This window comes from Methanosarcina sp. WWM596 (assembly GCF_000969965.1).
GTDB lineage: Archaea > Halobacteriota > Methanosarcinia > Methanosarcinales > Methanosarcinaceae > Methanosarcina.
The window spans coordinates 1,156,369-1,176,571 of the sequence record NZ_CP009503.1; the positions used below are offsets into that span (position 1 = coordinate 1,156,369).

The 20,203-nt window shown below is 41.0% G+C and carries 18 protein-coding genes and 3 tRNA genes; 9 read left to right on the forward strand and 12 right to left on the reverse strand.

Translation table 11 applies throughout. The features are described 5' to 3' along the window. Positions 1–49 precede the first annotated feature (49 nt). From MSWHS_RS05210 to MSWHS_RS05250, 9 genes are all read right to left on the reverse strand, one after another. A complete protein-coding gene (locus MSWHS_RS05210) occupies positions 50–646 on the reverse strand; it encodes a diacylglycerol/polyprenol kinase family protein (protein WP_048126621.1) in 597 nt (198 codons plus the stop codon). A gap of 105 nt (positions 647–751) precedes the next feature. After that, complete coding sequence (locus tag MSWHS_RS05215) at positions 752–1,807, reverse strand: flippase-like domain-containing protein (protein WP_048158819.1); 1,056 nt, start codon at positions 1,805–1,807, stop codon at positions 752–754. A gap of 631 nt (positions 1,808–2,438) precedes the next feature. Then, positions 2,439–3,617, reverse strand: a complete 1,179-nt coding sequence (locus tag MSWHS_RS05220; RefSeq protein ID WP_048126626.1) for a sugar phosphate nucleotidyltransferase — start codon at positions 3,615–3,617, stop codon at positions 2,439–2,441. A 111-nt stretch (positions 3,618–3,728) separates the two neighbouring features. Further along, positions 3,729–4,127 (reverse strand): tRNA synthetase, encoded by a 399-nt coding sequence (locus MSWHS_RS05225; protein WP_048158820.1) that lies wholly within the window; start codon positions 4,125–4,127, stop codon positions 3,729–3,731. Positions 4,128–4,273: 146 nt separating this feature from the next. Then, positions 4,274–4,768, reverse strand: coding sequence for a peptidylprolyl isomerase (locus MSWHS_RS05230; RefSeq protein ID WP_048158821.1), 495 nt, complete (start codon positions 4,766–4,768; stop codon positions 4,274–4,276). A 155-nt stretch (positions 4,769–4,923) separates the two neighbouring features. Then, the gene (locus MSWHS_RS05235) at positions 4,924–5,472 is read right to left on the reverse strand and encodes a peptidylprolyl isomerase (RefSeq protein WP_048126635.1); all 549 of its coding nucleotides are present in this window, start codon (positions 5,470–5,472) and stop codon (positions 4,924–4,926) included. A 3-nt stretch (positions 5,473–5,475) separates the two neighbouring features. Further along, positions 5,476–5,958 (reverse strand): peptidylprolyl isomerase, encoded by a 483-nt coding sequence (locus tag MSWHS_RS05240; protein WP_048126637.1) that lies wholly within the window; start codon positions 5,956–5,958, stop codon positions 5,476–5,478. A 193-nt stretch (positions 5,959–6,151) separates the two neighbouring features. Continuing rightward, complete coding sequence (locus tag MSWHS_RS05245) at positions 6,152–6,802, reverse strand: SdpI family protein (RefSeq protein WP_048158822.1); 651 nt, start codon at positions 6,800–6,802, stop codon at positions 6,152–6,154. 163 nt (positions 6,803–6,965) lie between these two features. After that, positions 6,966–7,535 (reverse strand): HdeD family acid-resistance protein, encoded by a 570-nt coding sequence (locus tag MSWHS_RS05250; protein WP_048126642.1) that lies wholly within the window; start codon positions 7,533–7,535, stop codon positions 6,966–6,968. Positions 7,536–8,059: 524 nt separating this feature from the next. Between MSWHS_RS05250 and MSWHS_RS05255 the strand changes: the two genes are divergently transcribed. Further along, entirely contained in the window at positions 8,060–10,510 is a 2,451-nt protein-coding gene (locus MSWHS_RS05255; protein ID WP_052722597.1) for a PGF-pre-PGF domain-containing protein, read from the forward strand. A 369-nt stretch (positions 10,511–10,879) separates the two neighbouring features. Here the strand turns inward: MSWHS_RS05255 and MSWHS_RS05260 are convergent. Further along, positions 10,880–10,951, reverse strand: a tRNA-Ala gene (locus MSWHS_RS05260). Between the two features lie 227 nt (positions 10,952–11,178). On the opposite strand from MSWHS_RS05260, the gene MSWHS_RS05265 reads away from it, so the two are divergent. The 3 genes from MSWHS_RS05265 to MSWHS_RS21220 all read left to right on the forward strand — a co-directional run bounded on the left by MSWHS_RS05265 (position 11,179) and on the right by MSWHS_RS21220 (position 11,793). Next, positions 11,179–11,255, forward strand: a tRNA-Ile gene (locus MSWHS_RS05265). A 62-nt stretch (positions 11,256–11,317) separates the two neighbouring features. Beyond that, a tRNA-Ile gene (locus MSWHS_RS05270) sits at positions 11,318–11,391 on the forward strand. A 225-nt stretch (positions 11,392–11,616) separates the two neighbouring features. Further along, positions 11,617–11,793, forward strand: a complete 177-nt coding sequence (locus MSWHS_RS21220) for a hypothetical protein (protein ID WP_156151190.1) — start codon at positions 11,617–11,619, stop codon at positions 11,791–11,793. A gap of 93 nt (positions 11,794–11,886) precedes the next feature. Here the strand turns inward: MSWHS_RS21220 and MSWHS_RS05280 are convergent, their stop codons facing one another. Then, the gene (locus tag MSWHS_RS05280) at positions 11,887–12,300 is read right to left on the reverse strand and encodes a transcriptional regulator (RefSeq protein ID WP_048158824.1); all 414 of its coding nucleotides are present in this window, start codon (positions 12,298–12,300) and stop codon (positions 11,887–11,889) included. A gap of 685 nt (positions 12,301–12,985) precedes the next feature. Then, positions 12,986–13,387, reverse strand: a complete 402-nt coding sequence (locus tag MSWHS_RS05285; RefSeq protein ID WP_048126646.1) for a transcriptional regulator — start codon at positions 13,385–13,387, stop codon at positions 12,986–12,988. Positions 13,388–14,008: 621 nt separating this feature from the next. On the opposite strand from MSWHS_RS05285, the gene hdrA reads away from it, so the two are divergent. The 5 genes from hdrA to MSWHS_RS05310 all read left to right on the forward strand — a co-directional run bounded on the left by hdrA (position 14,009) and on the right by MSWHS_RS05310 (position 20,163). Beyond that, complete coding sequence (gene hdrA, locus MSWHS_RS05290; protein ID WP_048158825.1) at positions 14,009–16,450, forward strand: ferredoxin:CoB-CoM heterodisulfide reductase subunit HdrA; 2,442 nt, start codon at positions 14,009–14,011, stop codon at positions 16,448–16,450. Then, positions 16,447–17,157, forward strand: a complete 711-nt coding sequence (gene hdrC, locus MSWHS_RS05295; RefSeq protein ID WP_048126649.1) for a ferredoxin:CoB-CoM heterodisulfide reductase subunit HdrC — start codon at positions 16,447–16,449, stop codon at positions 17,155–17,157. Before hdrA ends, hdrC begins: the two co-directional genes overlap by 4 nt. After that, positions 17,111–18,055 carry a ferredoxin:CoB-CoM heterodisulfide reductase subunit HdrB gene (gene hdrB, locus MSWHS_RS05300; protein ID WP_048126651.1) on the forward strand — a complete coding sequence of 315 codons (945 nt, stop codon included), beginning with the start codon at positions 17,111–17,113 and terminating at the stop codon, positions 18,053–18,055. The genes hdrC and hdrB overlap by 47 nt, the downstream gene beginning before the upstream one ends. Positions 18,056–18,394: 339 nt before the next feature. Beyond that, positions 18,395–18,952, forward strand: coding sequence for a DUF4277 domain-containing protein (locus MSWHS_RS05305; RefSeq protein ID WP_082088328.1), 558 nt, complete (start codon positions 18,395–18,397; stop codon positions 18,950–18,952). After that, on the forward strand, positions 18,949–20,163 hold the full coding sequence (locus tag MSWHS_RS05310; RefSeq protein ID WP_048158827.1) for an IS1634 family transposase: 1,215 nt from the start codon (positions 18,949–18,951) through the stop codon (positions 20,161–20,163). The genes MSWHS_RS05305 and MSWHS_RS05310 overlap by 4 nt, the downstream gene beginning before the upstream one ends. Positions 20,164–20,203: the final 40 nt, after the last annotated feature.

A 20,203-nucleotide genomic window follows, 5' to 3' on the forward strand; every position in this document is an offset into this window, starting at 1 on the left:
AAGATTTTAGGGAGGGGTAGTTCACAAATGGTAGTTCACAAATGGTAGTTCATAAATGCATCAGTAGAAGCAAGGTCATCTGCCCGAAGAAACCTGAAAAAACTGGTATCACAAGGTTATCATCTATCTTATTTACTGCGGTTTCCGTAAGGGTTGCAAAAAAAGCCATGACGAGGGTCACAAAGGGATCCCCAATTACAATGAGTCCGATAAGCAGATCAATTATAAATTCGGAAGTTGAACCTTCAAGAGACTTATCATTTTTAAAGATTTTTTTGAAAATCCTTTTTTTTCCGTAGAATTTCCCTATCAGGGCTGCAGCCAGGTCTCCGAAGGTGGTCATAAGGATTGCAACATAAGCGATTTCCTTGCTGAAAAGGGAGATTGTTGCAATTGCACCCAGGGCGAAGAAGATGTGCCCTCCACAACTATCGGCTTCATGCTCCCTGTACATCACATGGAAAATGGGAATTTTCATATCCTGTTCGAGGCGGAGGTATTCCAGGACAAGAACAGTTATCAGGAAAAGCATGAGCACCCAGAGGATTGTCTCTTTCCCGTAAAGTTCGTAGATGAGCACTATCAGGACTGAGATAAGATGTACACTTTTTCTAAGGACTTCAAAGATTATTTCTCTGGATGACATATCATAAAGGTTTAGTGAGAATTTAATATAAAATTATACTGGTCTGCGGTTTTCCTCTGGCATTTTCCTTCTGTACAGAGGTTTTTTCCTGTTCAAGATATTTTCTCAGGTGTTGTGCTGGGGTTCGGCGGTATCTCCTATCATTTTCTTAATAATGTCCATGTCCTTAATCACTTTCAGACTCATGAGCCCCCCTATTAAAAGGTTCATGTGGTATGTCAGGGTTCTCCAGGCAAGCACGGTAATTCCCAGAATGGATGAATCTACGAAAATAGAAAAAATAGAGGCCGCTCCTAATTCAGCAATCCCGCTTGCTCCCGGAGTTGCGGGTATTACCATTATAACAGCCAGGAGCACTTGGGCTGCAAAGGCGGTGAGAATTGAAGGTGTTTGTGAAAGACCCGTAAGGATCAGGACGAGTATTGAAAATTCGACGGTCCAGAAAATAAAAGTACAGGCAATTCCCCAGAAAAGCCCTCTCTTTCCTTCTGTAAAAAAGACCCTTATACTGTCATGAAAATGGTCTATTTCCCTGTCTATCTGTTCCATGAGGTGTGAAACTGCAGCATCTGTCTTTTTTCCAAAAAAAGGGGCAATCTTGCTTGTCAGCCTGTGAGTTACGTATTTTACTTTTTCGGGCTTCCAGATCCCGTAAATAAAGAAAACAAGGAGCACAAAGACAAGGACATTTGCTGTTAATAAAGCTGCATCAAATTCATAATTCGAAAGAATGTCCCCAAGAATGTATAAGGCAAAAGGCAGACAGGAGAAGATGAAGATGGCGTCAAGCAGGCGTTCCCCTACAACGATTGCAGTAGCCTTTCCTATTGGAATTTTGTTCCTGCTCAGGCCGTGGACTCTCAGGAGCTCTCCACCTGCAGAAGAAGGAGTAATTCCTGCTAAAAAAGTACTTGAAATAACTATCTCTGTCATTTTCAGGACACTTATTCGGTATCTTAAGGCTTTGCAGAGAGCCCTGGTCCGCAGCCCCCAGATAAAGTATGAGCTAATGTGAAGGATGGCAGCTGCCAAAATGTACTCCAGCTTTATCCTTCGCAGGGCTTCAACAGTTTCAGAGTTAAAAGTCAAGCCTGTAACCAGGGCAATTGATACTGCGCTGATAACCAGCGATCCGATAAGCCATTTTTTATACCTGGTCATAAATCCTCTGAAGGAAATCCGTTAAATCTTTAGATTTAGTGGGCAGTCGACTGAAATCTCTTAATTTTATTAGTTAGTAGGCGTGTTATCTTATTTAAGGAACCCTTTTTCTCCGATATATGCTAAACGGTACAAAAGAAGTTGGGTGTATCTTGTGAATTGTTATCTCAAGTTACTTGTACTAAAAAATAAGGAACTGGAAATCATCTGTATCAGATATGGTATTTGTCTCCCGGCACACGGTTGAGGTCCGGCATCGGGTTTCCAGCCAGTTTTATTTTTTGTTTTTATCTACTGTACGCAGGCGGGACCAAACGAAGCGTGGCGCGTGGAAAGAAGATTTGAAACGTCATATCGGGGCATTTCAGAATAAATACCAGCCAATTAAAAAAGGGGTGCCGAAATGATAATATTCGAATAAAAATCCGGCAGAGAGCCTGTGGAAAATCGCAAAATCACAAAAAAATTTGGATTAGCGTTGAAAACTCAATTTGAATTTGCAAGAAACCCGTATTTCCAGGCTATGAATAATTTATAATTGGGTCCGGAAAAATCTGGAACATATCTTTTGACCTGAAGTTATGAGTTTTACATGGAATACGGGTTTCGATGCAGATCTCTATGCAGATTTTCAGGAGCCTTCGTTTGTAGTATCATATTTCGAATTGACAACAGTATCCTTTATGCTAGAATTCTTCTCGATCACTACTTCAGGCCAGATCTTTACTCCTGAATGTATGGTAGAATTGTTCCCTATAACGACTTTATGTCCGATTACGGTTCCATTCTCCAGGCTGCATTTTTCTCCTACAGCGGTTTCATCCGCAACTACAGCTCCAGAGATATTGGAGTTTTTACCTATGGATACACCATCAAAAAGGTACGAAGAAAGAATCTTTGCATTATTATCGATAGTACAGTTTGCACCTATCACGCTGTAAGGCCCGATAAGGACGCTATCGCCAATTACAGTGTTTTCCCCTATGACAATGGGCCCGACGAGTGAAGAATTCGAACCTATCGATACATTGTTTCCTATGGATAGGGGGCCTCGTATTCTTGCGTTTCTTGTTGTGAAGTTTCCTTCTATTGTGGTTCCAGGAAGTGCATCGAGCATCCAGCGCTGGGCCTGCCTATAGGCTGCCGAACTCCCTACATCAGTCCATTTTCCCCGGACAAGCATGCCGTTAATTCTCTTATCTGCTGCAAGCAGGGCAGGGAAAAGGTCTTTTGCAAAATCATACTTTTTATTTTCAGGGATCCAGTCGAAAATTTCAGGGTCACAGATGTAAATGCCTGTACTTGCAAGATTGCTGAAAATCTGGCCGGATTTGGGTTTTTCGAGGAAGCGGTGGATCCGGTTATTTATATCCATATCCGCAATCCCGAATTCCCTCGGGTCATCAATGGAAAGGAGTCCTATGGTCACTATCGCATCGTTTGTTTCGTGGAAGCGGTACATCTCCCTCAGGTCGAGGTTAAGGACGTGGTCTCCCCCAAGCACAATAAAAGGCTCATTTTTCAGGTATTTTTCAGCATTTTTTACCCCGCCCGCTGTCCCCATCTTCTCTTTCTCATACACATAATCGATGTGTACTCCGAACATGTGTCCATCTCCGAGCTGTTCCTCTATATGTTCTCCCATATATCCCAAGGTCATAACTATTTCATTGAACCCTTCCCTTGAAAGGTGCTCTATCAGGTGCCTGACTGATGGTTTATTGAGAATCGGTATGCTCGGTTTCGGGTGTTTGAAGGTCAGCGGCCTGAGCCTTGTCCCTGTGCCTCCGCACATGATACATGCTTTCATATTTTCTCCGATGTTGTTCTATGGATATATTGTTAACGATCTGTTCTTCCGATTTTATAGCGCTTATTGATGACGATTATTTCAAGGTAATATCTTCTTGCCTTTCTACTATTATTTCAGAACAATATCCTCTTTTCGTTCCACTTTGATTTCCCTTTTTCCTTCATACTCAGAAACAGTGCCTGTTATGTTGATGAAGTCCCCTTCATTGATTGATTCGTTCAGGGCATCAGCACCCGCTGTCTTCGGAATAAATATGCTCAGGACTTCGGAGTTAAAGTTCACTTCTAAAAGCAGGTGGTCTCCGGTATAAGTAAATCGTTTACTTAAAACCTCGGCATCAAGAGATACTTTTTCCCCTACTTCAGATTCGTGGGTGTACTGCAGGGCTTTTCCTTCTGACTGTTGTCCAGCTCCTGCAAGTTCCTGCCCGAAGAACAGGTACGCGGTCGAAAGAGATGACAATGCCATCACGAGCAACACTACCACGACTTTCTCTTCCTTTTCCATCTCCCATCACTTTCCAGTTTTTGGACCCTAAAATTAACTTATAGTGCATTATCTTGAATAAATTTATTTCAAGGATCAACAAGGTGAATTTATTTCAAAGATCAGCTAGATTAATTTATTTCAAGGGTTAACTGTATACATTTATTTCAGGACAAGCTTACATTTCCAGATCCGTTCACAATGGAGACAAGTCTTATCTCAAGGATCAGGGTTTTGCCTGCAAGTTCATGGTTGAAGTCAAGGATTGCGTAAGTTTCCGTGGAATCGATCACTTTAACTTCCCTTCCCCCGGGCGTTATTATTATTTTCCCTGCTTTTGGAGGCTCCTTGAGCTCAAGCCTTGAAAGAGGAATTTTCTGAACCAGATAATCTTTATATTCTCCGTAGGCTTCTTCAGGTGCGATTTTAAGGGTTTTTTCTTCTCCTTCTCGCATTCCAAGAACCCCTGCATCGATACCTTTTATCACCTGACCAGTGTATGCTCTGAAAAAGAAAGGCCCGTATTTTTTTTCTTCACTATATATTCCAGCTTCGAGAGCTTTTTCTTTTAAGGTGGTATCGAATACTGTTCCATTCTCAAGCTTTCCAGTATAATCAATAAGGAGATAATCTCCCTTCTCCACAGTACGAGAGTTCTCCATTATCCTTTCTCCTGATAATTTTTTCTTTACAGTTTTTCTGGCAGTTCTTTATCTTTTTCTGGCTGCCAGTGGGTTCATCTTTTTTAAAAAAATATATGCCGGATTTTAAGTCGGATTTTAAGCCGGATTTTAAGCCGGTTTAACTGACTCAAGCCTCATTCTATTGAAATAAGCTTTATATCAAAAATAAGGGTCTTGCCTGCGAGTTCGTGGTTTGGGTCTAAAGTAACATGCGTTTCATTCACATCAATGACTCTGAAAGTGTTCCCGTACATACTGCTGAATGTCTGTCCTACTTCAGGTTTCACTGACAGGTTCAGGTCCTCAAGGGAGATTGTCTGAATTTTAGCTTCATCATATTTTCCGTAAGCTTTTTCGGGGGGAATTGTAAAGGTCTTTTCTTCTCCTATTTTCATTCCTATTACGCCTTCGTCAAAACCCTTGATCAACTGGCCCGAACCAACCTTAAAGGTCAGGGGAACATAGTTTTTCTGTTCTGTGTATATACCTGCCTCTTTTGCGATTTCTTCTATGGAAGTATCAAAAACAGTACCATCTTTTAATTTCCCAGTATAGTCCACCTGAATTGTGTTTCCGGTTTTTACAACATTACCGTCTCCACTGCCCGCGCATCCACTTCCGAAAAGAATGCTCCCAATGAGCAGAACGCATATTATTAAAGTTTCCCTCCTCCCTGCCCTCATTTTTTATTCCTCCATCGAAACAACTTTTATTTTGAATATCAGGGTCTTGCCTGCAAGCTCATGGTTGAAGTCCACAATGAAGTTTTCCTCGCTTACCTCTGTGATAGTGCCTCTGAGCCCTGTTTCCGTGGCCAACTGCATCCCCACTTCCGGGGTAAAATCAACAGCATTACGTGGCAGTTCTCTTGCGTACTCTTCCATATATTCTCCGTACGCTTCCTCGGGAGGGATTTCAAGAGTTTTTTCTTCTCCCATTTTCATTCCGACAACACCCTCGTCAAAGCCTTTAATCATCTGTCCGGCTCCCACGGTGAATGTCAGAGGTTTGTAGTCTCTCATTTCATTGTATATCCCTGCCTCAGTGGCAGCTTCCTTTTCTGATGTATCGAAAACTGTACCATCTTCCAGTTTTCCCACATAATCAACGGAAATAGTATCTCCGTTTTCGACTGGTTTGTTTGAATCTATAATTATATCTTCAGTCATAACGATCAATATGACAAAATGAGAGCATGTTAGATAAAAGTAATGATAAATAAGGCTTTAGAAACCGGTTAAAATGATTCCCGGAAATGGCAAACACAGGAATCTTTATACTTTATTTTTTAAGTTTTGATCAGGAATTTCAATTTATCTAAGCTCCTTTTTTCAGTTCTTTTCTCTTTTTCACTTCCTTATTTTACTCTCTTTCATTTTCTTTAAGTTCCTTTTGATATTCAACATATGAGTAAACAACAGTAAACCCGGCTACAAATATTACAGGTACAAGGATGAAGTAGATTGCAAGTTCCGGAAAAAAAGCCCCGAAGATTGCTACTATTCCTGCTATCTTGAATAGTTTCCCTCCAAGCCTGTTAGTTCTTTTCCATACCCTATCGCTGCTGAGAGTCCAGGGAATCCTGATTCCGATGAACCAGTTCCGCTCCGTATTTTCCGTAAGGATTCCTATATAATAAAACAGAAGTCCTATCCCTGTAGGAAGTACGACATTGGGGCTGATCCGAATTCCTGTGTTCCAGAGCAGTGTCTGGAGATGGACTGCAACCATAAACAAAATCAGTATCACTATAAACCCGTCATAACACTTTCTGAATTTTGCGATATTTTCTTTTTTCGGGTCAATTTTCGGAATTACCAGGAACATAATTACAATACCCGTTATCAGTAACGGCATGAAAAAGAGCCCCCAGAGTTTCGACATATAGCCGTCTACTTCTCCCTGTGAGTTCCAGTGAGTTGCCATCTGTTCAGGTACATGCGGATAAAAATAGATTGAAAGGATAAAGGAAAGAAGAACCAGTCCTGTTATTGTTACTGTACCTTTTCGCATGTAAATTCTTTAAATTTTTCAGATATTTAAATGTGGAGTTCTTAAAGGCTTGCAGTGCTAATGGACCGTCTCCTGCCCCGGCACGAAATCTGTCACTGCATCTTACATTGCATCTATAGTCGTGAATGCTTCTCAGTCTTCAAGTTTTCTATTTTTAGAATCCTTATCCAGGATATGAAGTGTTTTTCCCGGATTTCATTCTAAACCCGTCAATCAATGCTGCAACCCCGCCTATTACAAGGGAAATCCCGTATATCCAGGGCAGGACAACGGCACCTGCCAGAGGGTTAACCAGCAGGAGTATCCCAAGGACAATTGTCAGGAGTCCGAGGATTGCCATTCCCAGTCCGTCGCCTTTGAGTGCCCAGATAAGTCTTATTGCCCCGTATATAATACTCCAGATTCCGAGTATGATTACGAAAAACGACAGAATTACAAAGGGGCTGTATGGGTACACAAATACCATAATACCGATAAGGATGCCTATGGTACCAGAGAGCAGTTTCCAGCCCATGTTCTCTCTGTCTATTAGCAGTGAAATGATTGAAATAACTCCTCCCAGAAACCAGAAGATCCCGAGAATCTGAACCAGTGTTATGGTTGTTACTACGGGCGAAAATAACAGAAATAAGCCAATGATGACGGTAATAATTCCTTCCAGTACAACCAGCCACCAGGGGACCTGCAGTACCTCATATCTCACAGCACGGTATTCTACAGCTTCCTGTTCCATATACTTACCTCCAGAGTTGCTTTATATAGTAAATTTGATGCCGTCGGCTACCCCGATAAAAAATTACAGGTATCGAAACGTTATGTCTAGCTGAAGTACGAAGTTTTCTGACTCTTCTGCATACCCCACTCAGGTAGAAGAGTAATCTCTAATCTCTATTATCTATTATATATTGGCCCTTATATAAATCAGCGAGTATTTATTTATTTTCTAATGTTCTGTGCTGTGTGCAGTCACACATAGGTCATGCCTCATAACTGGCAAAATTCTTTTTTGAACGCCCCAGATTATCTAAAAAATCACACATTATTAATAAAAATGTAGGGTAATTTAGTTAATTTTATATCACATTGTCAATTTCGTAAAATAAATTAATCTTAAAACTCAAGAAGTATGACTCAAGATGTTTTTATTCTTTAAATACAGTGTCACAACCATACAATGTATCTTATTCAGTTTAAAAATGGGGATTTGTGATAACTATTGATGTTGAGATGCTAAAATAGTTTGTAGGGGTTTTTCTTGTGTGGCAAATAAAAAGATTATTATTGATTCTATTTACAGTGGCTCTTGCACTTCAGGCTATTGCTGGTAGTGCAGCTGCGACTACATTCTACGTGGACGACGATGGGCCTGGAAATTACACGACAATCCAGGTCGCCTTAACTGATTCGGTTGATGGAGATACGATAATTGTAGAGTCAGGGACTTACTCAGGCAGGATTTCTGTAGAAAAAAGTGTAATTATAAGAGGCTCTTCCGACTATCCCACAATTGTAGATGGTTTTGATATATATGTCCCTGAAGTCCAGGTGGATGGATTCACCATCAAAGACAGAGTTCAGTTTGATGGGGGAGGAGGAGCCTGCAAAATCAAGAATAATAAATTTGATGGATGTGGTATAAGTATTGGCAACAACTATGCCTGTGGAAATCAGATCATAATGAATAACTCCTTCATAGACAGCTCAGTTGGCATATCAACATTTGATAGCATTTCTAACATAATTACTGGAAACACATTCCAAAGCTGTGATACGGGGATATCACTTTTATCTGGTGGCGGTGGTCACGTTATTACCGGAAATACCATAACAAACTGTGATATCGGCATACGTTTAACCGACGAATCTGCTACAATTTATAATAACTACTTTAATAATAAAGTTAACCTGTATGCAGTGGATGAATGGGCAACAAGCTCTCTAAATTCTACCAAAATAAAAGAGACTAACATTATAGATGGTCCTTATATCGGCGGTAACTTCTGGGGTACTCCCGAAGGAGATGGTTTCTCTCAAACCCAGTTAGATGTTAATGGCGATGGTATCGCTGAAAAAGCATACCGGATCAATGAGAAAAATATTGATTATATGCCTCTGGTAACTCCCAGGACCGAGCCTGCACCGGTAGTTCCTGTAGCAAATTTCCAGACAAACATCACCCAGGGACCTGCTCCTCTTGCTGTCCAATTTACCGACATTTCACAGGATACAACATCAAGGACCTGGGATATTAACAATGACGGAATCGAGGACTCAATTGAGGCAAGCTTTGTTCATGTATACACAGTTCCAGGAACTTACACTGTTAATCTGACTGCAATCAATGAAAACGGCACAGCCTCAAAAACTGCTGTCATAACTGTGCTGGAGGAAGAAATTGCTATCATTCCTGTAGCAGACTTCAATATGAATGTTACCAGTGGACCTGCTCCCCTTTCTGTTCTCTTTACTGACCTATCACAGGATACAACATCAAGGAGCTGGGATATTAACAATGACGGAATCGAGGATTCAATTGAGGCAAGCTTTGTTCATGTATACACAGTTCCAGGAACTTACACCGTTGATCTGACTGCAATCAATGAAAACGGTACCACCTCAAAACTTGCTACAATAACTGTGCTGGAGGAAGAAATTGCTATCATTCCTGTAGCAGACTTCAATATGAATGTTACCAGTGGACCTGCTCCCCTTTCTGTTCTCTTTACTGACCTATCACAGGATACAACATCAAGGAGCTGGGATATTAACAATGACGGAATCGAGGACTCAATTGAGGCAAGCTTTGTTCATGTATACACAGTTCCAGGAACTTACACCGTTAATCTGACCGTAAGCAATGCAAACGGTACCACCTCAAAACTTGCTACAATAACTGTACTGGAAAGTAGCTCCAGTGACAATAACAGTTCCAGTGACAGTAGCAGCTCCAGTGGAGGAAGCAGTGGAGGAAGCAGTGGAGGAAGTAGTGGAGGAAGCAGTGGAGGAAGCAGTGGTGGTGGTGGCGGTTCTCCTGAATCTTCAAGAAACATTGAAGTAAAGGAACTTTCCCAGGTCTTCATTACAAACGGAAAAGCTATACAGTTTGACTTCACGAAGAAAGCAACCTGTGTTGTGTATGTGGGTTTTGATTCAAAGAAGACCGTGGGTAAAACCACAACCATTATTGAACAGTTAAAAAATAAATCTACCCTTGTCTCAGGGCTACCTTCGGATGAAGTCTATAAGTTCTTTAACATATGGGTTGGCAACAGCGGGTTTGCAACCTCTAAGAATATCGAAAACCCGGTCATCTGTTTCAAGGTTGAAAAGATCTGGATACAGGATAAAATGATAGACCAGGCTTCTATTGCCCTCAACAGGTACAGTGACGAAAAGTGGGAGCAGCTGTCGGTCAAACTTTCAGGTGAAGATGCAACTTATCTGTACTTCACGGCTAATGTCCCGGGTTTCTCCTCTTTTGCAATAACAGGGACATCAAAAGGTGCCTCTGAAAAAGTGACCGAAAAAGGTACTGCTCTGGAAACTCGGTCCCTGCAGGACGGGGGCAATGAAAGTACAGGTTTGGGCACGGATGCAGAGCAGAGCGAGAGCACAAATTTCTCTGGCTCCCCCCCAGTTTATGGTATAATAGGTATACTCTTTTTAGGCTTGATATGTGCTATCATTTATATACAGCTCCCAAAATAAGAAAATGAAAATGGAGTGCTCCACAGCGTTTCATATTATCCCATTTTTTGTGAGGAAAGGTTGATTATCATTTCAACCAGTAAACCGTTTTTACTTTTGGATTTTCTCTTTTTTCATTTAACGGTGGACAATTACTCTTTTCTCATTGTTTCCTTCATCCCCTTCATCCATATATGAGTACCAAAAGTTTCCAGGATTTTTTCGTGATCAGAAACTTGATTGATTCTCCAGAAGCCAGGATTCAAAGAATCAAATTTTTAGATCTAGATCGGCTTATATACAAAACAATTTTAAAAAAGGCATTCTATTTTTAAAAAGGAATTGACCTGGTAAAAAAGAGATACTTCAGAAATATTAATTATTTTTAAGTGGACCGGTCGGGAATTGAACCCGAGGCCTCTACCATGCCAAGGTAGCGATCTTCCCCTGATCTACCGGCCCATGTAACGTTTTGCTTTGTCAGCACTCCCTCATACACTCAGTATCGTATATAAAACTGTCGCCATAAAGGCTCAGCTTCCTGTAAATAAAATTTAGGGTATGGAGAATTTTGAATATTCGAGCAAAAGTTATAAGTAGTAATTCGAGTATTAGAAGTGTTGTCGGATTGGGATGCTTTCCCTAAAAAAGCCTTTCAACTCCGGTAATTCGAAAAAAACCTGATATATGGGCCCGTAGCTTAGCCTGGTGGAGCGCACGGCTGATAACCGTGAGGTCCTGCGTTCGAATCGCAGCGGGCCCACCACAAATCAACAATCTCTTTTCGGAGAACTTTCAGGTTTTTTAAACTGCATTTACATTCATTTCGGGCCCGTAGCTTAGCCTGGTGGAGCGCACGGCTGATAACCGTGAGGTCCTGCGTTCGAATCGCAGCGGGCCCATATATTTATTCACAACTTTTTTATTCATAACTTTTTTATTCATAACTTTTTTATTCATAACTTTTTTATTCATAACTTTTTTATTCACAACTTTTTTATTCATAACTTTTTTATTCATAACTTTTTTAAAGCTGTTTTCTTTTTTTGTACCATTAATAAACGACTTAATCAGCAAATGACGTTTTATGGGTCAGAAATATTGCAGAAAAGTATTGCAGAAATGTATTGCAGAAAAGTATTGCAGAAATGTATTGCAGAAAAGTATTGCAGAAAAGTATTGCAGAAATGTATTGCAGAAAAGTATTGCAGAAAAGTATTGCAGAAATGTATTGCAGAAAAGTTATAGAATCTAAAAAGCTGTTGGTAAGGAAAAAAAGTGAGGGTGGGGGAAGTCCCCTTTAAGATAGAACGGCTTCCCGGTAATAGAAGTCCAGGCAATTTGAGGTATGAAATCCTGCACCTGACTTCAGGCCATTCTACTCCCTATCATAAATTTCAGGCAATGTGCTTCAGAAGTTCAATATTTTTCAGCACAAGTCTGCTTTCGGCTATGATTTCTTCTTCGATCTTGCTGACAATGCAGTCCATTGGGACTGTTAGCCTGTATAGCTTGATCGGTCTGCCCTTACCTTTTGATTTCTTTTCTTCCCGGATGTTAATCCAGTTGTTTTCGCGGAGGTACCGCATTGCAACACTGACTTCCGGCTGTCTCAGGCCAGATACCATTTCGATGCTCTGGGAAGAGATTTCCCTTCCTTTTGCAAGGCAGGCAAGGGTAAGAGCAATTGGTCTGCTGATGTTGATCTTTCTAAATAATTCAATCATTTCATATTCGCTTGATCCCATGGATAAGGGAGCCTCATTCATTATGTTAGTAGTTTCTATAGCTAAACCACTTTCATCTACCATTAAATCACCCGAAGAACCATTATAGAGTGAATTAATATAAATATTTACTTATGCTTTGTTTTTAATATATGTTAATTAATAATTATATTTCCAACTGTCTTCTTTGTTAACATTCCTTCTAATCTGGCGAATGATCATGTTTTACTCAATTGTGAAGTAGTTAACCTGTTCGGGACATTCTTCTACATAAACGGTATGAGTGCCCTGATTATCCAGTAAATAGCTGATTCAAGCAAAAAGAATGTCAAATTATTCGAGTAGAAATTATTTGAGTTGAAATAATAAGTTGTAGAAATAATAAGTTGTAGAAATAATAAGTTGTAGAAATAATAAGTTGTAGAAATAATAAGTTGTAGAAATAATAAGTTGTAGAAATAATAAGTTGTAGAAATAATAAGTTGTAGAAATGGATGATTGAGACCTTGAATTATTAACTGAGTGACCTTTGAGGTCTCAATGGATGATTGAGGCCTTGAATAATTAACTGAGTGACCTTTGAGGTCTCAAACCTGAACTTGAAAAAAAAAGAGAAAGCAAAAAGGATAAGAAATCCTTAATTAAACTGTCCAGTTTGTGGAGAGGTATTCCCCGGTTATATAATCAGATTTTTAATTTGAGAATGAACTTTTTACATATGAAACTGTAGGAATAATCCGCATTAATCTCACCTTTTTTCGCAGATTCTTCAGGAAAGGTTCTTGAGACGTTCTATGTTCTGGAATATGGTCTTGCTCTCAGCAATGACGTTTTCTTCTATTGTGTTAATGATTGTTTCCATCTGGACTGTCAGTTTGTAGAGCTTTACCGGCCTACCCTTGCCCTGGTTCTTTTTTTCTTCTCTCATATCCACCCAGTCATTTTCACGAAGGTAGCGCATTGCAATACTGACTTCTGGCTGTCTCAGACCTGATACCATTTCTATACACTGGGAAGAAATCTCTTCTCCTTTTGAGAGGCATGCAAGAGTTAAAGCGACCGGTCTGTTTATATTAAGCCTCCTCAAAAGCTCGACCATTTCGTACTCAACCTCTCCCATTTTTAAATCATTGTCTTCTGATGTTAGCCCATTATCTGCCACAACTATCATCTGCCGTTTGTACCGGTAGAACGCCTCATATTTGGCTCCGGTATCATGTTTTATCCAGTATCATCAGATCATAGAAATATATTATTTTCAAACGAACAACTTTACGAATTTTTTTATCAATCATTTCAAAGGATAATTTCAAATGGCTGTATTTGAATTTTTATTCCCTTCGCTTAATTTTTCTTCGTTTAATATATCTCTATCTCTTGAAATTTAAAAGCTGAGGAAGTGCCTGACGAATCTGGCATCTCAGTTGGTTTAAATAATAATACTCTCTCCCTATATATAATTATATGCATATAAAATCTTTCTGATAATAAGGGGCCCTAAATTTATTTACAAAATCTATGGGATGGCAGAGTAATGAATAAACCGGGCAATTTGATTTTTTGCAGTTCTTCATCCAGATATATATAGGATTAAAACAATTGATAACATATATTATCCCTAATCTGAGGATTTTTACCAGAGTACAACTGAAACAAATTGGCGTTAAAATCTCTTTTCTCTCTCTGATTTATCCTGATTTTGCTACTATGTCTCATCAAATGTCCTTTTTGGGTTAATTAACCTCCCATTTCCGGCAAACCTTATATACAAATCCCTGAAAGATTTAGAATAATGACTGATGGGACGACTGACAGGCTGGACAAAGCTGCCGTATTTATCTGCCACTGCAGCGGGAACATTTCCGAACACGTTGATATAGATGCTGTAAAAAAAACCCTTAAGGCAGAAGGGGTCTCGGTTTTTGATTATGAGTACCTGTGCTCAAGCCAGGGGCAGTCCCTGATTAAAAATAAGATTATGGAAAGGAATCTGGACAGGGTAGTAATAGGTTCGTGCACTCCTTCCAAGCATGGCACTCTCTTTAAAAAGTGCATTCAGGAAACCGGATTGAACAGGGCAGGGCTTGAAATTGCAAATCTGAGGGAACAGTGTGCCTGGGTGCATCCTGACAGAACAGGAGCTACTGAAAAAGCTCTTTCTCTCCTGCGGGCAAAACTGAAACGCCTGGAAAACATAGAGCTCCTGGAAGAAATTAAAGTGGATATTACTCAGCAGGCCCTTGTTATAGGTGGGGGGATAGCAGGAATTACAGCTGCGCTGAACCTTGCAGATAACGGGATTTCCACCTTCCTTGTTGAAAAAGATTCAAGTATAGGCGGGCAGATGGCGAAAATCGGAAAGATATTCTCTCCTGATAAGCTTGCGGAAGAGTGTGCAATGTGTTCACTCAGCCCGCTGATGAATGAAGTTGCAGCCCATCCGAAAATTACACTTTTGACCTGGACAGAAGTTGAAAGCCTGAGCGGAAGCGCAGGAAACTTTACTGTCAGGTTGAAGAAGAAACCAAGATATGTGAAAGACAGCTGCACAGCATGTGGAAGGTGCAGCCGTGTTTGTCCTACTCTGGTTGAAGATGAGTTCAACTGCGGCTATATGGACAAAAAGGCAATTTCTCTTCGTTTCTCTCAGTCAGTCCCCAAAATCTACTGTATTGATCCCAATTATTGCCTCCAGTTAAAGGGGGAAGCCTGCGGAAAATGTGCAGATGCCTGTAAAAACGGAGCAATTGATTTTTCCCAGAAAGAAGAAATTGTTGAACTTAATGTAGGTGCAGTTGTTGTTGCTACCGGGTTTGAGGAGTATGACGCATCCCAGAAACCCCAGTATGGATATGGGATTTTTGAAAATGTGCTGACCCAGATGGAACTTGCCCGAGTCCTCGGCATCAATGGCCCTACAAAAGGGGAACTTTTGAGAATCTCCGATTTCAGTAAAGCTTCTGCATTTACAACTCCTACAGCCTGTACTTCAGGGCGCGAAAGTTCCTCTGACCCTTCCCCTGATCCTTCTTCTGAACCTTTCCCAGGTCCCGAAACGCCTAAAAGAATAGTCATGATCCAGTGCGTGGGCTCAAGGGACGAAAAAGAGGGGGGAAACCGCTACTGCTCCAGATACTGTTGTATGGCGGCTCTGAAACACGCAAGCCTGGTTAAGAAAAAATATCCTGAAGTGGAAATCACAATTTGCTATATTGACATGAGGGCTTTTGGTTTTTACGAAAACTATTACCGTGCAGTTCAGGAAACCGGAGTCAACTTTGTGAGGGGAAGACCTGCCGAAGTTGTAGAAAAACCGGACAAGAGCCTTGTTGTAAGGGTTGAAGATACCCTTGACCAGAAAATGAAGGAACTTCCTGCCGATCTGGTTGTGCTTTCCGCAGCAATGGTGCCTTCTCCCGGGACCAGGAAAATTGCAAGTGTGCTGAACCTGAACCAGGACGAAAGCGGTTTTATTAAGGAAAGGCACTCCAAATTAAAACCCGTAGACAGTTCCCTTGACGGAATCTTTGTTTGCGGCACTGCCCAGAGTCCTAAAGACGTTACGGATACCATTGCCCAGGCCGGACTTGCAGCTATAAGGGCAAGGGCTTTCATTACGGACAGCCCGAAGGTACTGGATAATGAAATTGCAGTTGTCAACCAGCTGCTTTGCACGCGCTGTGGAGAATGTCTTAAATGCCCCTTCGAGGCTTTCTCCTTGAATGAGAGTGGAAGGGTTGTTCTTGATCCTCTTATCTGCACGGGCTGTGGGTACTGTACCGAGCTCTGCGAGGACGGAGCTGTCCAGATCGCAGGCTTTACGAAACCCCAGCTGAAAGCCGAGATGGAGGGTGTGCTTGAAGAAGGAGATGTGCTTGGTTTTGTAAACAGCGGAATTTCTTCTCTTACCTGTGATAATATCGGTAACAGTGTGCTCACATACCCTTCAAATGTCAAATTGATTAAGGTCCCTACATGTCTGGTAGTGGACAGAGACCTGGTGCTTCATGCTTTTAAGCATGGGGCGTCTTCTGTCCTTTTTGTAGAAGACCCACCTGACAGCCCGAGAGCAGAGATAATATATCCTCTTACTACCAGGCACGTTGAAAAACTCAAAGAAGAACTTGGAGATTCAGGAAACCGGATCTATTTCAAAAAAACCTATGTCCCGAACACAAAAGGGCTTGCAGGAACTTTTACTCGCCTTGCTCGGGAAAGAGAGGTGATCAGATGAAGCCATATGTAAACAAATTCGATACCCCCGAGTGTAAAACTCTTGCAGAGACCGCAAAAAAAAGTATCCGAACCCCTGAATCCATGGGACTGGACCGCTGTATTCAGTGCGGAGCCTGCACTGCTTCCTGTCCTGCAGCCCGGTTTACGGACTACAGCCCCCGGCAGATTGTAAAAAAGGTGATAGAAAACGATCGCAGTGTGCTTGAATCTGAGATGATCTGGTCCTGCTTCTACTGCTATTCCTGCAATTTGCGCTGTCCCAGGAACAACAGCCCTGTAACCATCGTGAAAGTGCTGCGGCAGATGGCTATCAACGAAGGAATCGGGGTTGAAAAGCTTGCCTATTTCCTTGAGATTGGAGAAATCCTTGCAGAAAACGGAGCCAGCAAGGTCCCTGGCGCCGGTGTCAAGAATATGGAAAAAGACCTTGGAGAGCGCTGGATTGGAATTAAAAGGAATCTGGAGCCCATCCGTTCCGAACTGGGGCTCAGTGCCAGGGATGTCAGAAATACCCATGGGGAAGTCCAGGCTATTCTTGAGAGCACGGGTTATTTTGAAAGGGAAAAATGGATTAAATCAAGGATCCAGGAAAACAAAATTCATGGGCCCCTGAAGCCCGACGGGACTAAAAACGAAAAAAAACGGGGAGGCTTCGGCTTTGAAAGCGATAGAGAGTATACCGGACAGCAAGCTCTTACTGTTTAAGAGCTGCATGGTCGGGCAGGAATACCCTGGGATAGAAACCGCCACAGCTTACGTGTTTGACCGGCTCGGGGTAAATTATTGTGTAAACGATGAGCAGTCCTGCTGCACGGGGATCGGGCACTACACCGATGTCTTTGAAGGGCTCACAACAGCAGCCATTGCAGCCCGGAACTTTGCAGTTGCCAGAAGGTGCGGGTATCCCAACATAACCTGTCTCTGTTCAACCTGTTATGCCGTAAATAAGGATGCATGTGAACTCCTTAACAACAACGCTGAGGTCCGGGAAAAAGTCAACTCCATCTTCAGAGAAAAGGGCTTCGATGACCTTATCTATGAAAAGGGCGATATGAACCCGCGGACCAACATCTATCATGCAGTTGAGGTCCTCCTGAGTAAAGTCAGCCGGATCCCTGAAGAGAAGAAATTCGATTTTTCAGGAGTTAAAACAGCTTCTCATCATGCCTGCCATTATTATAAAGTTAAATACCTTGATGTAGTCGGAAACCCCGAAAACCCCCAGCTTATAGATACGGTAGCCGAAGCCTGCGGGGCATCCCCTGTCCGCTGGTACGAAGACCGCTCTCTTACCTGCGGAATGGGCTTTTCTCAGATCCACCTTAATAAAAACACCTCCCTTCAGGTAACCAAAGCCAAACTGGACAGCCTTCAGAAAGTCGGGGTGGAGTTGATGCTTCACATGTGCCCGAACTGCCAGATCCAGTATGACCGCTACCAGCCTGTAATTGAAAAAGAGTTTGGGGTAAAATACGACATGGTACACATGAATATTGCCCAGTTCGTAGCTCTTTCAATGGGAGCAGACCCCTACAAAGTATGCGGTTTCCAGACTCACTCCGTGCCTCTGGAAGGTTTTCTTGAAAAGGCCGGTATAATCTAAAAACCTGATTTAAAGTTTAACCGGTCATCTTTTTTATTTTGATTTTTCCCAATTAATTTTCTGGCTTTGCCGAAATTTTGGTGGTTCCTGCTTAATCGGTTGATATTATTCAGAACATCCTGAGATGAAATCATTTGTTTCTCTCTTCTGCGCCTTACAGGGCTGAAACCGTCTCGTCTGCCCGTAAAAACAAATAACAAGCGAATTCCTGCTGGTATTTACATTTCGACCCCCCCTTAAAAATTAAACATAATTTATTTTTTTATAATATTGATTACAGCCTCAAATGGATCATTTTGTCAAAGTTTTTTAAATAATATCTTTCAAATAATATCTTACATGAAAAAAATGGATCAAAAAGCAAAAACCAAAAAACTTTCTCCTTCTGCAAAAGGTACTAAGAATTTTAAAAAAATGTCTCAACTTTTGAACGCCAAAAATTTCTCCCAAAAAACGGAAACCCCAGTTGTTCTTATCGTTTGCCGCGAGTTTCTTGACATACTCGGCTTTGACGAGATCATCAATGATAATGTTAGATGGGATAAAGATCAGTGGGCAGTTTCTCCTGCAACACTTGCAAGAAGTATCATTTTAACTCCCTTTTTAAGAGATGATAAAAGATGTCCTCTTTACCGAATTGAAGAGGCACTTGAAGGTCTTGACTTGAAGCTTCTTTTTGGTGGGAATTATCTCCGTAGTGATTTCAATGATGATCATCTTGCGAAATTACTGGATCGGATTGCTGAGGCAGGTAGTACTGGATTATTTAGCAGAATAGCAGCCAATTCTTATGTGAATTTCAAAATTCCTGTTAGCCATATACTTCATGCAGACACAACGTCCCATGTATTTTATGGGGAATGTGAGGTCTGTGAACAGGAAGGTTTGAAGGGTTGAATGTAACTCATGGTCATAGCAAAGACAAGCACCCTGAACTGAAACAGGTTATGACTGGAATGCTTACAGATGAGTACGGGATTCCAGTATATGAACAAACACTGGATGGAAATACTGCAGATAGTACCTGGTTTAAGAGTGCAATACAATATTTGCAGGGACTTCTTGGTGATGGTTGTGGTGGCTATACATTTATAGCAGATTCAAAACTGGTTAACAAAAAGAATATGGAGGTTATATACGGAGATAAAGATCCAATAAGGTTTATATCTCGCTGTCCTTCCAATTTTAACTCTAAAACTGCTGAAAAAGCAATAAAACAGGCTTATTTGCTGAATGATTGGGAAGACATAGGAATTTGTTGTGAAGATGAAAAATCAAAAAGAGCTGCAAGATATGACGCTCAAGGTTTTGTGAAAACGATCTATAAAAATAAGTTTCGATTGGTTGTGGTTAAGGGTGATGATGCGGAAAGCAAAGTAAAAAAGAGTATTGAAAAAGAGAAACAAGCGATTGTGGATGATGTAAAGAAGTCGTTTAAGGAACCATTTTCCTGTGAACCAGACGCAGAAAAAGAAATTGGTGCGTTCCTTAAGATGCATAAAAACTCATTACTTGACATTAAACTCAGTGTTGAAAAGATAGTCACAGAAAAAAGGTCGAGAGGAAGACCTTCTAAAGATCAAAAGCCTCCTACTATTATTGAAAAATTTGTAGTCAAGCTGGATAAATTGACCGAAAGTGAGAAGCGTGTGGAAGAGTACAAACAGGACAAAGAATCCTTTGTTTTAATTACCAACATTCCAGTAGATGAAGAAAACAATAAGCAGATACTTCAGGATTACAAAAAACAAAGAGTTATCGAAACCAATTTTGAAGAATTGAAAAAACCTACGATGGTATCTACCATTTTCCTGGAAAAACCTGAGCGTATTGAAGCATTGATGATGTTGCTTCATGTTTCACTGCTCATAAGGGTATTGATGAGGATTATCACCAGAATGAACCTTAAAAATGAAAGTGAGCCACCACTAATTGATTTTGCTGGAAGACCTTTAATGAATCCTACTGCAGATAAATTGTTAAGGTTATTTTCACTGCACAGTATCGTCACTATGGGGGATGAGCATATTATTTATTCAAAGTCTGGGAAAGCAGAACATCTGCGCAAGTTGTTAGAACTGTTGGGAATTCACTCAGAAAAAGGGTAATCCCTTAGTTGTAAAGCACGTAGAACATAAAAATAAAATT